Annotated in this window: 15 protein-coding genes; 14 read left to right on the forward strand and 1 reads right to left on the reverse strand. The window is 46.6% G+C overall.

The features are described 5' to 3' along the window. Window position 1 precedes the first annotated feature (1 nt). The 7 genes from BMZ93_RS00650 (at window position 2) to BMZ93_RS00680 (ending at window position 6,247) form a co-directional block, all read left to right on the forward strand. Entirely contained in the window at window positions 2-232 is a 231-nt protein-coding gene (locus BMZ93_RS00650; RefSeq protein WP_091501178.1) for a Veg family protein, read from the forward strand. Between the two features lie 58 nt (window positions 233-290). Beyond that, window positions 291-992 (forward strand): metal ABC transporter ATP-binding protein, encoded by a 702-nt coding sequence (locus BMZ93_RS00655; RefSeq protein ID WP_159427767.1) that lies wholly within the window; start codon window positions 291-293, stop codon window positions 990-992. Next, a complete protein-coding gene (locus BMZ93_RS00660) occupies window positions 982-1,770 on the forward strand; it encodes a metal ABC transporter permease (RefSeq protein WP_091501182.1) in 789 nt (262 codons plus the stop codon). The genes BMZ93_RS00655 and BMZ93_RS00660 overlap by 11 nt, the downstream gene beginning before the upstream one ends. Window positions 1,771-1,900: 130 nt before the next feature. Further along, a complete protein-coding gene (gene purR, locus BMZ93_RS00665; protein WP_091501184.1) occupies window positions 1,901-2,734 on the forward strand; it encodes a pur operon repressor in 834 nt (277 codons plus the stop codon). Between the two features lie 2 nt (window positions 2,735-2,736). Next, window positions 2,737-4,110 (forward strand): bifunctional UDP-N-acetylglucosamine diphosphorylase/glucosamine-1-phosphate N-acetyltransferase GlmU, encoded by a 1,374-nt coding sequence (glmU, locus tag BMZ93_RS00670; protein WP_091501186.1) that lies wholly within the window; start codon window positions 2,737-2,739, stop codon window positions 4,108-4,110. Window positions 4,111-4,279: 169 nt separating this feature from the next. Further along, on the forward strand, window positions 4,280-5,623 hold the full coding sequence (locus tag BMZ93_RS00675; protein ID WP_091501188.1) for a dihydrolipoyl dehydrogenase family protein: 1,344 nt from the start codon (window positions 4,280-4,282) through the stop codon (window positions 5,621-5,623). Between the two features lie 99 nt (window positions 5,624-5,722). Beyond that, window positions 5,723-6,247, forward strand: coding sequence for a hypothetical protein (locus BMZ93_RS00680; RefSeq protein WP_091501189.1), 525 nt, complete (start codon window positions 5,723-5,725; stop codon window positions 6,245-6,247). A gap of 45 nt (window positions 6,248-6,292) precedes the next feature. On the opposite strand, the gene BMZ93_RS00685 is transcribed toward BMZ93_RS00680, so the two are convergent. Further along, window positions 6,293-6,547 (reverse strand): hypothetical protein, encoded by a 255-nt coding sequence (locus tag BMZ93_RS00685; RefSeq protein WP_091501191.1) that lies wholly within the window; start codon window positions 6,545-6,547, stop codon window positions 6,293-6,295. Window positions 6,548-6,662: 115 nt separating this feature from the next. On the opposite strand from BMZ93_RS00685, the gene BMZ93_RS00690 reads away from it, so the two are divergent. The 7 genes from BMZ93_RS00690 to recN all read left to right on the forward strand — a co-directional run bounded on the left by BMZ93_RS00690 (window position 6,663) and on the right by recN (window position 12,388). Continuing rightward, window positions 6,663-6,872: a hypothetical protein gene (locus tag BMZ93_RS00690; protein ID WP_091501193.1), complete on the forward strand. Its 210-nt coding sequence runs from the start codon at window positions 6,663-6,665 to the stop codon at window positions 6,870-6,872. A 31-nt stretch (window positions 6,873-6,903) separates the two neighbouring features. Further along, entirely contained in the window at window positions 6,904-7,107 is a 204-nt protein-coding gene (locus BMZ93_RS00695) for a hypothetical protein (protein ID WP_091501195.1), read from the forward strand. A 350-nt stretch (window positions 7,108-7,457) separates the two neighbouring features. Beyond that, window positions 7,458-8,732, forward strand: coding sequence for an exodeoxyribonuclease VII large subunit (gene xseA / locus BMZ93_RS00700; protein WP_091501197.1), 1,275 nt, complete (start codon window positions 7,458-7,460; stop codon window positions 8,730-8,732). Next, on the forward strand, window positions 8,725-8,952 hold the full coding sequence (locus BMZ93_RS00705) for an exodeoxyribonuclease VII small subunit (RefSeq protein ID WP_091501198.1): 228 nt from the start codon (window positions 8,725-8,727) through the stop codon (window positions 8,950-8,952). The genes xseA and BMZ93_RS00705 overlap by 8 nt, the downstream gene beginning before the upstream one ends. After that, entirely contained in the window at window positions 8,945-9,820 is an 876-nt protein-coding gene (locus BMZ93_RS00710) for a polyprenyl synthetase family protein (protein ID WP_091501201.1), read from the forward strand. Before BMZ93_RS00705 ends, BMZ93_RS00710 begins: the two co-directional genes overlap by 8 nt. Window positions 9,821-9,822: 2 nt before the next feature. After that, window positions 9,823-10,647 carry a TlyA family RNA methyltransferase gene (locus BMZ93_RS00715; RefSeq protein ID WP_091501203.1) on the forward strand — a complete coding sequence of 275 codons (825 nt, stop codon included), beginning with the start codon at window positions 9,823-9,825 and terminating at the stop codon, window positions 10,645-10,647. Window positions 10,648-10,696: 49 nt separating this feature from the next. Next, entirely contained in the window at window positions 10,697-12,388 is a 1,692-nt protein-coding gene (gene recN / locus BMZ93_RS00720; RefSeq protein ID WP_091501205.1) for a DNA repair protein RecN, read from the forward strand. Window positions 12,389-12,527 lie beyond the last annotated feature (139 nt).

The raw sequence follows: 12,527 nt of genomic DNA on the forward strand, positions 1-12,527 counted from the left end.
TATGTCAACCTTAGAAGAGATTAAGTCGCGCCTCGATGCGCACATCGGAGAAGAAGTGACAGTTGTTTCTCAAGCTGGCCGCAAGAAATATACAAGACGTTCAGGTATTCTTCGTTCAACCTTCCCTTCCCTATTTGTTGTGGAATTAGACGAAGAAGCACAGTTTGAACGTGCCTCTTATAGTTATACTGACGTATTAACTAAAAACGTAGATATTGATTTTGCTGATTAAGGTAATTTCAAATTAATTGACCCGTTTGTGGGTCTTTTTTGATACCGAGGAAATGATGATGACAGAACAGATTCAAGTGAACCATTATACCGTTTCTTTTGGAAAAAAGATGATCTTAAAGGATGTTTCCTTTGCCTTACCCACTGATCAACTGACCGTTGTGCTTGGGGAAAACGGAGCAGGGAAGACGACTTTGATTAAGGCACTGATTCAGGCTGCTTTAACTGGTGAAAAGGCAGAGACCATTCAGGTGCATGCCAATAAGTTAGCCTATGTTCCGCAGTTCCGCGATTTGGGGGATGATTATCCCTTATCGATTAAGGCCTTTGTTGGCTTGGGGGTGCGTGACAAAGGTTTGCCTTGGTTAAACCAGGAAGAAAAGGCCCGTGTTTCGGATGCACTGAACCGCTTAGACCTTAGCGAACTGGCTGATTTACCCTTAGCTAAGGCTTCTGGGGGTCAAAAACAGCGGGCCTATATTGCCCAAGCACTTGCTAAGAAACCGGATTTGTTAATCTTAGATGAACCAAGTTCCGCCTTGGATAGTCTACACACGGCTGAACTAGTGGCGCAAATTCGAAAGGCACAGCAGGACTGGAAGATTGGAGTGCTTTGGATTTCCCACGATACTTCCTGGGTGAAAAAGTCTGCCGATTCCTATCTTTGGTTGCACGATAAAACGATTACAACTGGCCCAGCGATTGAACTACCAGACGGGGCATCTTCCAAGCATTCGGAGGAGGTAAAGCATGTTCTCTGAAACTTATATGGTGAATGCCTATCTAGCCGGTACGGTTATCTCAATTATTTCCGCTCTGGTGGGGACCTTTGTGGTTGCTCGTTCCTATAACTTTTTGACACACTCACTCTCAGAAATTGCCTTTGCCGGTGCAGCCATGGGCTTCTGGTTAGGTTTTGCACCGCTACTTGGAATGGTGGCTCTAACGGCGTTATCTGCCATTGCCATCGGCTCTTTGGAAAACGCCAAAGTCAAGTCTGACAACGTGACCTCAGCCATTTCCGCTCTGGCCATTGGGCTCGGAATTCTATTCCTTGCCTTGGGGCATTCCTCGTCTTCATCGGCCACAGGAATTCTTTTTGGATCAGTGTTAGGAATTTCGGTTGGTGATATTCAACTGCTCCTTGGAATGGCAGCCTTCATTTTGGTTCTCTTCTTCTTGCTTTTCCGGCCACTCTCACTGTTGGCCTTTGATGAAGCTGGTTTGCTTCTATCAAATAAGAAAAAGGGACTTTTACGAATTGTCTTCCTGCTTGTGATGGCGCTGTCCGTTGCCATTTCTTCACAATTGGTTGGATCTTTGCTGATTTTCGTACTGGTGACTTTGCCAGCTGCTGCAGCTAGAACCTATCAGAAGACAATCCCGGGCTTAATTGCTTTGAGCATTTTCTTTGCTCTTTTTGGAACCTGGTTGGGATTGGCACTGGCCTACATGACGAACCTGCCAACGTCGGTCTTTATTGCACTGATTGAGGTCGGCATTTACTTGTTGTCACTGGCTTTGGCAAAGGTGAACTAATTAAAAAAAGAAATAAAATTGTTATCCGATAAAGACGAATGTTCGCCTTTATCGGCTTTTTTTATGCTATAATTATTTGGATATTTTGTTTATAAAAGGGGGCGGACTAAGGAGTCCGACACTATTAATTATGAAGACACGTCGTGCAGATCGTTTGGTCGATATGACCCATTATTTACTCGAGCATCCACGTAAGCTCGTTTCATTGAATTTCTTTGCAGAACGCTATGAAACTGCCAAGTCATCAATTTCAGAAGATTTGGCCATTGTCCGTCGCGTTTTTAAAACACGTGGAACCGGTGATTTGAAGACATATCCTGGTGCAGCCGGTGGTGTCTTTTACACACCATTGATGGGCGAGGAAGAAGCAACAGCCTTCGTTGATGAAGTGATTGCTGAAGTATCAAACGAAGACCGTGTGTTGCCTGGTGGCTATGTTTACCTGTCTGACCTCCTAGGACAACCAGATGTGTTGCGTCAAACTGGACGACTACTCTCGACAGAGTACGTTGGGGAAGAAATTGATGCTGTCATGACTGCTGCGACAAAGGGAATTCCTTTGGCACAGGCTGTTGCATCTGAATTAAACGTACCTTTCGTTATCGTTCGTGATGACGCGAAGGTGACCGAAGGGTCAATGATCTCAGTTAATTATTTGACGGGATCATCAAAGCGTGTTGAAAAGATGGCTTTGTCAAAGCGTTCATTGCGCTCAGGGTCACGTGTTTTGATTGTCGATGACTTCATGAAGGCCGGTGGAACTATTCAAGGAATGCAGACACTGGTACGCGAATTCGGTGGAACAGTTGTGGGAACGGCTGTCTTTGCCGAAGGTCGTTCAAACGTTCGTTTGATTGAAGACTTCACATCACTTTTGCACGTTGAAACAACTCCTGATACAACTGGTCAAATTAAGGTTGCAGCAGGAAACTATTTGTCACGTATTTACCAAAAGAAGGATTAATCATGAAGGGAACAAACGTTGTCATTCTAGCGGCCGGAAACGGTTCTCGAATGAAATCAAACTTGCCAAAGGTTTTGCACCAAGTGGCAGGAAAGGCGATGGTTGACTGGGTACTTTCATCGGTCGAACCATTGGCACCCGAAAAGATTTTAACTGTCACTGGTGTTGGAAATGAAAAGGTTCAAGCCCACATTGGTGACCGTTCTGACTTTGTCATTCAAGAAAAGCAATTGGGAACAGGGCACGCGGTTTTGCAAACGAAGGCGGCCTTGGGCGATGCCAAAGGTTCAACTCTGATTCTGTCAGGGGACACACCACTCTTTACAACGAAGACGCTACAGGCTTTGTTGGAAGAACACGACCGGACAAAGGCGGCTGTGACTGTTTTGACTGCCCACGCTGATGACCCAACGGGTTACGGCCGTATCGTTCGCGACGATGATGGTTTGGTCTTGAAGATTGTTGAAGAAAAGGACGCTTCCATTACGGAACGCCGCATTCAAGAAATCAATACCGGCGTTTACGTCTTTAATAACGAGCTTTTGTTTGAAGCGCTTGGTAAAGTCGGTAACGACAATGCTCAAGGCGAATACTACTTGCCAGATACTTTGGATATCTTGCGTGAATCCGGTCATCAAATCGCTGCCTTTGAGACAATGGATTTCACGGAATCACTCGGTGTGAACGACCGTGTGGCTTTGGCAAAGGCCAACGAAATCATGCGCGCTCGCATTAACGAAAAGCACATGCGCAACGGGGTTGAGTTGTTAGCACCAGCCCAAACCTACATCGAAGCCGATGTTGAAATCGGACAAGATACGGTTATTGAAGGCAACGTGACAATTACCGGTAAGACGGTGATTGGTCGGGATAACGTTTTGACCAATGGGACCCGTATCGAAGATTCAACGATTGGGGATGGGAATGTGATTACTTCTTCTCATATGGAAGAAGCCACGGTTAAGAACAAGACCACCATTGGCCCTTACGCCCACCTCCGTCCTCTTGCTGTGATTGAAGACGAAGCCCACTTGGGTAACTTCGTTGAAGTCAAGAAGGCAACGGTTGGCTTGCGTTCGAAGGTTGGCCACTTGTCATACGTTGGAAACGCTACCCTTGGCGAAGACGTTAACGTTGGTGCTGGTACGATTTTTGTGAACTATGACGGTGTTCATAAGTTTGATAGCAAAGTCGGTGATCGAGCCTTCATCGGTTCCAACACGAAGATTATTGCGCCAGTGACAATCGCTGATGAGGCGATTACAGCTGCTGGGTCAACCATTACGGATGATATTGAAAAGCATGAAATGGGAATTGCTCGTTCACGTCAAACGAACAAGGCTGATTTCTGGAAGCGCATGCCACATAAAAAGTAATGAAAAAAAGAACTGCGAGAGCGGTTCTTTTTTTGTTGCTTTGAAATCGATTTAACGATTTTTTTGTAGAAAATAGAAAGTATACCAATTTACATAATTGAGTTAAATGTGCTAGAATATAAATGTAATTTCATTAGACAGATTATTTTATTTTTAAAAAGGAGTGCTTATGGACTTTTCAGTATTATATATCGGCTCTGGACAGGCAACTTGGAACGGAGCAGTGCCCTTGGCCAAGTCTGGTGCCAAAGTGGCTGTGATTGAAGAATCACAGTACGGTGGTGTTTGTTCAAATAAGGGCTGCAATGCCAAAATTATTTTGGATAAGCCACTGGTCTTAATTGACCAGATTAAGGCCTTGCAGGGCCGTGGCTTGGATGGTGTTCCTAAGGTGAACTGGGAAGACCTGATGGCCCATAAGCATGAACTTATCGTGCCACAGGATCAGCATGGTAAGGACCGTTTGGACAACGTTGGAATTACAACGATTAACGGCCACGCCGAATTCGTTGATGCCCACACGGTCAAGGTCGGTGAAAAGACTTATACGGCAGACAAGATTGTTATCGCAACGGGGATGCGCCCACACCGTTTGACGATTCCGGGTGCTGAAAACTTTGCGGATTCAACGGACTTCTTGTCATTGCCACATATGCCAGAGCACGTGACAATTTTGGGTGGTGGCTTTGTCGCCATTGAGTTCGCAACGATTGCTGCTGCAGTCGGTGCCAAAGTCGATGTGATTACCCGTGGTAACCGTATCCTAAAGCAATTCCCAGCGGAATACGTGGCCAAGGTGCAAGAGGATTTGAAGCGGGCTGGCGTACGCTTTATTCCGGATATGAACATTGCCCGTGCTGAGAAGAACGCCGATGGTTCATTGACTTTGTTTGGCCCTAAGGAATTCCAGTTAAGCACGGATTACGTTTTGGACGCTACTGGTCGCGTGCCAAACCACGACCAGTTGAACTTGGAAGCAGTTGGAGTGGAAGCAACCAACCGTGGTATCGTAGTTAACGATAACTTGCAGACCAACGTACCAAACATCTATGCTTCAGGGGATGCCATTGATAAGACGATTGCTAAGCTGACACCAACGGCTGCCTTTGAATCCCGTTACCTGGCAGCTAAGTTCATGGGGACAAACGATGGGCCAATCGTTTATCCTGCCATTTCAGAGATTGTCTTTACTTCACCACGGATTGCCCAAGTGGGGGTTTCCTTGGATGAGGCAAAGTCAAAGCCTGAACAGTACGAAGTGGTCGAAGCTTCGTATGATGGTGATTGGTACCGCCAGATCAAGAATGAACAAGGTGCTCAATTGGCCTTGATTTTTGATAAAACTAGCCAGAAGTTGGTTGGGGCTGCCGAAATGGCCATGGATGCCGAAGAAACAATTAATACCATTGTGCCATACGTGCAGATGGGACTGACGAAGGAACAGTTAAACGACTTCGTTTATGTCTTTCCTTCCATTGCTTACACTTTGCAACGCCGTTTACCATTAGTTTAAATTAAATAAATCCACTGCTTTTTATCGGAGCGGTGGATTTTGACTTTTGTAGCGTCTTTGGCTATGCTATACTTTTTTTGTTAAGTAAAGGAGATTCTGATGGAATTAGCAGGCGATGCCATTGTCGATTTGGTCGACAACCAGTCATATCAAGATAAAGTCGTGGAAAACCCAGCCGGGCAGGCGGTCGATTTGGATGCCCTCTTTGAAGCATTCAAGGCCTTAGCTAAGAATGAAGAACCAGCCCGAGCTGCGCTTGATATCGATGGCGGTATCGAACAGGGTGGAACCACTCTATCGATGGAAGCCAACGTCATCAACTTGCCATTGCGCTATAAGAATCAAGAAAAGAAGTTGGTCTTTGTTGATCAGGCCTATGAACTAAACGTCTACTTGATTGTGGACAACGCCCACGTCAGCAAGTCCGCTTTGAAGATTGAAAAGTTGTCTTCTTTGTCAGCCTTTTTGGATGACCCGGATTCTGTTTTGGCTAAGGCTGCTAGCCGCTTTGCCGAATTACTCGATACGATTCGTGAAAATCAAGAAGCGGCAGTGGAAGAAGAAAAGGAAACAGCTGAAGAAGAGAAGACTGCTGATAAGAAAGCTTCGACTAAGAAAAAATAATATGTGTTAAAAAAACCTCCCGGTTGAATAACCAGGGGGCTTTTCTTATTCTTCATGAATTTTGGCGGATAAGTGGTAGGCAACGTTATCCTTTTCCACAGTCGCTTTCAATACATTCGGAGACGAGACATGGGAAAGGGTGGTGAGTTCACCAAGGTCATAAGCATCCAAGACTTCTTGAACAAGTTCTTTTTTTGATGAAAAGTCCAAGGCGGGGATGGCTAAGTCTTCGTACTCTCGTGTATTTGCTCGACCAATGGCCTTGAGCTCTTTTGTCTGGATTTTTGTAATGATTAGCATAGCTTGATTATAGGGGTTGGGGGAAGGAGAGTAAAGGAGAGAGGGAGTTTTTGCTAATTTGCATTGGTACTAATTCTTTGTTAGTTTATCTATATTAGAATTAGGAGAGATGGGAATGAAGAAGAGTACATTTTTAATATCGATTGCTATCATTGCTGCTTTGATTCAGGTAGTCGATAACCACTTGATTGCACCATATGTTAATACATGGCAGAATTGCTTGATTGTTTTCTTTATTGATTGTCCTTCCTTTTATTTTGTTTATTGGTTGAGAAATACCCGAGAGCATAAGGGGTTTAGGAAATCGGATTCTGGTCCGAAATAAAAGATTCTGTATGTAAATAAAGGGAGAAAATATGAAGAAGAGTACATTTGTTATATTATCTGCTATTTTTTATGGTTTTATCATTTTGATTGATGAACTCTTGATTGATCCATATGTTAATCAGTGGCAGAACAGTTTGATAATGATGATTATTACTGCTCCCGTGTTTTATTTCATTGCAAAGAGAGGTAATGAAATAAGCCGGAGAAGTAATCATACAAACTCTGAAAAGTAATCTGACTTGCCTTTTTGCTCTTTAGCTGGCATAATAAAGGTATGCGATGAGTCGAGCGCGTCTTTTAAGACGCCCACGCGGCCTGCTAGGATTAAATTCCAAGCCTCGGATTAGGTGCAGGTGTAATGGTTGTTGTGGAACTTCCATTTCTCACCATGACTACTAGCGCAAGCTAGGGTGACGCTGACTTGTTTGGTTCGTGACTGAATCAAACCGCCCGTCGAAGCGAATTCGGCATGCCAAACTAAGAGCTAACTTCGGTTAGCTCTTTTTTACTGTCTAAAGCTACAGCTAAAAGACTTTCTGATATAATAAAGAAAGCTAAAACAAGTTATGGAAAGGGGCTTTCGGTGGAAGAATCACAGTATGTCAGCGTTGCTGCACTAACGAAATATTTATCCGCGAAGTTTGATCGAGACCCACACTTGGGTAAGGTTTACCTGACGGGAGAAATCTCGAACCTGGGGAACCGTCGGTCCCGCCATCTCTACTTTTCCATCAAGGACCCCGAAGCCAAGGCCGTGATTCGGGCCGCCATGTTCTCTTATGCTTCCCGCTTGAAGTTTGAGCCAGAAGAGGGGATGAAGGTCCAGGCTGTCGGCCGTGTGCAAATTTACGAGCCTTCTGGTTCCTACTCGATTATCTTGGAACAGATGACGCCAGCCGGTGTCGGGGACCTCTTCTTGGCTCTCCAGCAGTTAAAGGACAAGTTGGCAAAGGAGGGTCTCTTTTCAGCACCTAAGCGGCCAATTCCACCACTGCCCCGTAAGATTGCCGTGATTACTTCGCCAACTGGTGCGGTCGTGGAAGATGTGGCCAAGACGGTTGAACGGCGGTTGCCACAGGCCCAGGTGGTTTTGCTGCCAGCCGTTGTGCAGGGGGATGGCGCCGTGCCATCACTGTTGAAGCAGTTGGATAAGGTCGATGAACTCGGCTTTGACACGGCAATTATTGGTCGTGGTGGTGGTTCGATTGAAGACCTCTGGGCCTTTAACGACGAGGCCTTGGTTCGTAAAGTCGCCGCCTTGAAAACGCCGATTATTTCCTCTGTTGGGCACGAAACCGACAACACCTTGGTTGATCTGGTCGCCGATCAACGTGCAGCAACACCTACGGCTGCTGCCGAATTGGCAACGCCGATTTCCAAACAGAACTTAATTGATCGAGTCTTGGAATTATCCTCTCGTCTGACGCTAGCCGGGCAGAAGTTGCTGGCAAAAAAAGAGCAGGATTTGAAGTACGTGATTGACCGGCCAATTATGAAACAGCCGGACCGACTCTACGCTGCCTACCAGCAGGAAGTTGATTCATTGGAGAAGCGTTTGTACCAGGCATTCTCACGGAAGACGGAACAGGCTAAGTACCAAGAAACGGCTTTAGCTGAACGCTTGGCTGCCCAGCAGACCCAGATGTTACGTCCTTATCAGGAGCGGGTCGCATTAGCAGCGGCTAAGTTGGATTTGGTTTCACCGTTGAAGATTTTGTCAGCTGGTTACACCATCGTGAAAGGACCTGAGGGTCAGGTTGTGAAATCAAAGAGTGATTTGAAGGCTGGCGAAAAGGTCGGATTGACTTTTGCAGACGGCCAGTTGGAAGCTGAGATTTTAGGAGAGAAACATGACTAAAGATGCATCATTTGAAGAAAAATTGAAGCAGTTGGACCAAATCGTGACGGCCCTTGAACAGGGTGACCGTCCATTGGAAACAGCCTTGGCCGATTTTAAGACTGGTGTTGTTTTGGCAAAGGACTTGCAGAAGACTTTGGCTGAAGCCGAAAAGACTTTGGCAAAGGTGATGCAAGACGACGGCTCCATGACTGATTTGGAATTGACCAACAATGACTAGTTTTAAGGACTTCATTCAAACATATAAGCCTCAGGTGGAAGAAACCTTGGTTGCTGAAAGTAAGCAGCATGGACCCGAAGTGTCCGATTCCTACGAGCAGGCCTTGCAGTATGCCCTGCTGACAAAGGGAAAGCGCTTGCGCCCACTTTTGGTTTTGGCTGTGATTGATTCTTTCGGACAAGCGATTGATGGCGAGGCGGTGAAGGCTGCTTCAGCCATTGAATGGGTGCATGCCTATTCGCTCGTCCACGACGATTTGCCTGAAATGGATAACGATGCCTACCGCCGCGGTCAACTCTCCGTACACGCCTTGTATGGACCTTCCTTGGCCGTTTTGGTGGGAGATGCCTTGCAGGCACAGGCCTATCAAATCCTGTCAGCTGTCAAAAGCATTTCAGCAGAACAGAAGATGCGGATGGTCGCGACTTTGTCAGCGCGTTCGGGGGCCTTTGGCATGGTTTATGGACAAGTCTTGGACATGGGAAACCACAACGTTAACCATGATGCTGTTGCTCAGGAAGCTGTGTTGAACCAGGTCTACCAGAAGAAGACGGCGGATCTCTTAACTGCTGCCGCTTTGATTGGTGGTCATTACTTGGATTTGGATGAAGCGGCGATGGCTTTGATGGGGAAGTACGGTCAGAAGTTAGGCCTCCTTTTCCAGATTCAGGATGACTTCGATGACTACGAGCAGGATGCAGAAGAGGGCGTTGTTTCCCTTGTTCATCTCTACGGCTTGGAAAAGTCAAAGCAGATGATTGCGGACTTGCGATCTGAAGCGAAGCAGGCTTTGCAGGACCTAGAAAAACTTGAACCAGCCTTTGATGCCGGTCTACTAACAAATTTGATTGATTTAATTGGAGCATAAGAATGGCAGTTGCAAAAGAACGTGTCGATATCTTACTTGTTCAGCAGGGACTCTTTACTTCCCGTGAACAGGCCAAGCGGGCCGTCATGGCTGGCCAAATTCTCGGTGAGAACGAGGAACGCTTGGATAAGGCTGGGCAGAAGATTCCAGTGACAACGGAATTACATTTTAAGGGACAACCACTGCCATTTGTGTCTCGTGGTGGCTACAAATTGGTGAAGGCCATTGAGACTTTTGGAATGGATATGAAAGACCAAATTGTCTTGGATATTGGCTCATCAACCGGTGGCTTCACTGACGTTTCCCTGCAGAACGGCGCCAAGCACGTTTATGCTTTGGATGTTGGAACCAACCAATTGGCTTGGAAGCTGCGGATTGACGAACGCGTGACGGTGATGGAAAATACAAACTTCCGTTATGCTAAGCTGGCAGACTTCATGGAAGGGCAGCCAACCCGGGCGACCATTGACGTTTCCTTCATCTCCTTGGGATTGATTTTGCCAACTTTGAAGGACATCTTGGCTAAGGGTGGTGAAGTTGCTGCCTTGATTAAGCCCCAATTTGAAGCTGGTCGTGAATTGGTGGGAAAGCATGGGATTATCAAAGACCCAGCGGTTCACCGTTTAGTTCTCGAGAAGACTTTGCCAATGATGGTTGAATCAGGCTTTTCAGTGAAGGGCCTGACCTATTCACCAATCAAGGGAGGTCAGGGAAACATCGAGTTCTTGGCCTGGTTGGAACGGTCGGATGAACCGGTTATCGCAGATGACGTGGACATCGATAAAGTCATTGAAGAAGCTCACGGTCAACTCGACCAAGAAGGTTAATTCAGTCGCCTCTTTGCAGGCGAGTACATATATGATTTGGAGGCAGGGGATGCTTGAACAACTTGTCATTGAAAATTTTGCCATCATCGATCAGGTCGAACTGTCTTTTGATGACCGTCTAACGGTTTTGACCGGGGAAACCGGTGCCGGTAAGTCCATTATTATTGATGCTTTAGCGATGTTGACTGGTGGCCGAGCTAGCACGGAAATGATTCGAAATGGTGCTGATAAGGCTGTCTTACAGGCTCTCTTTACCCTTGATGCCAAGCCGGAATCACGCAATGACGAACTGAAGGCTGCTTTCGAAGCCGCCGGTATCGATGTGTCGGATAACCAAGTGGCCATTTACCGTGAGTTTAACCAGAAGGGACGTTCGGTTTCCCGCATTAACGGCATGATTGTCCCTTTGAAAACACTCGCCTCCTTGGGTGCCCGTCTGGTGGAGATTCAGGGTCAGCACGATACATCCTTGCTCTTGAACCCTGATTCCCACTTGGCGCTTTTGGATGACTTCGCAGACGCCTCTTTGAAACAGGCCAAGGTCGAGTATGACAAAGTCTTTACTCGTTACCGTGATTTGGCGCAGCGTTTGAACCAGGTCAAGAACCAGGCCCACGATTTGAATCAACGCTTGGATTTATTGACTTTCCAGGCCGAAGAATTGAAGACGGCTAACTTGCAACCGGGTGAAGAAGACGAGCTTCTCGATGAACGGGCGAAGTTGGCCAACCATAAAAAGATTGCCGACTCTCTGGACCAGGCTCAGCAGGCGTTAAATCCTGGCTTGGAAGGGGGCGCCATTGACTTACTGGCCGCCGCTAATTCCGCACTTGAAACGGCCGCGTCCTTTGATAAGGGCTATGAGAACTTGGCCCAGTCCATTTCAGAAGCCTACTATGCCGCCCAAGATGCCGGCCGCGATCTGGATGAGTCGGTCGCCAATCTGACTTTTGATGAAGAAGCCCTGGTGAAAATTGACGATCGTTTGCAAGTTATTCACCAGTTGAAGCGTAAGTACGGCGATACAGTGGATGAAATTCTAGCCTTTCAGCAAAAAGTCGAGGCCGACCTATCGGCATTGGACGGCGGTTCGCTCGATATCGACCAGTTGACGGCTGAAAAGGCTGCTTTGAAGGAAAAGATGGACGGTGCAGCACTGACCTTACGTGAGCGCCGCCAGAAGGTGGCCAAAAAGCTGGAAGAAGCGGTTAACCAGGAACTCCACGATTTGTTGATGAAGGAAGCCTTTTTTGAAGTGCACTTCGAGCCGGTTGAAGGATTCTTACCAAGCGGTGCCGACCGCGTGACCTTTAACGTGCAAACCAACAAGGGGGAGGGCGTGAAGCCTTTGGAAAAGGCCGCCTCTGGTGGTGAAGCCTCCCGTTTAATGTTGGCCTTGAAAACCATCTTTATCTCTCAGCAGGGACTCTCAACTGTTGTCTTTGATGAAATCGATACTGGTGTTTCAGGACGAGTTGGTTCCGCCATTGCTTCGAAGATGCGGGCGATTTCAGTTCAAACCCAGGTCTTGGCGATTACCCACTTGCCACAGGTTGCTGCAGCTGCTGACCACCACTTCTTGATTGAAAAGTCTACGTTGGGCGACCGAACGGTTACCCACGTGACGGATTTGGAAGAGGCCGACCGTGACCGTGCGGTGGCGATGATGCTTTCTGGAGATGAAATTACCGACGTTGCCCTAGCCAATGCCAAGGATCTACGAGCTAAGGCTGGTAAATAATGTATAAAAAAAGGAATCTTAACGTAAGTTGAGCTTCCTTTTTTAATTCATATTCTTGTTAGTTGATATATCTGTCACTTGTATATATCTGCATTATTACGTATCATGATTAATTGATTATTTAAATAAACCGATTTTT

Origin of the sequence: Fructobacillus durionis (assembly GCF_900112405.1) — a bacterium.
GTDB classification, from domain to species: domain Bacteria; phylum Bacillota; class Bacilli; order Lactobacillales; family Lactobacillaceae; genus Fructobacillus; species Fructobacillus durionis.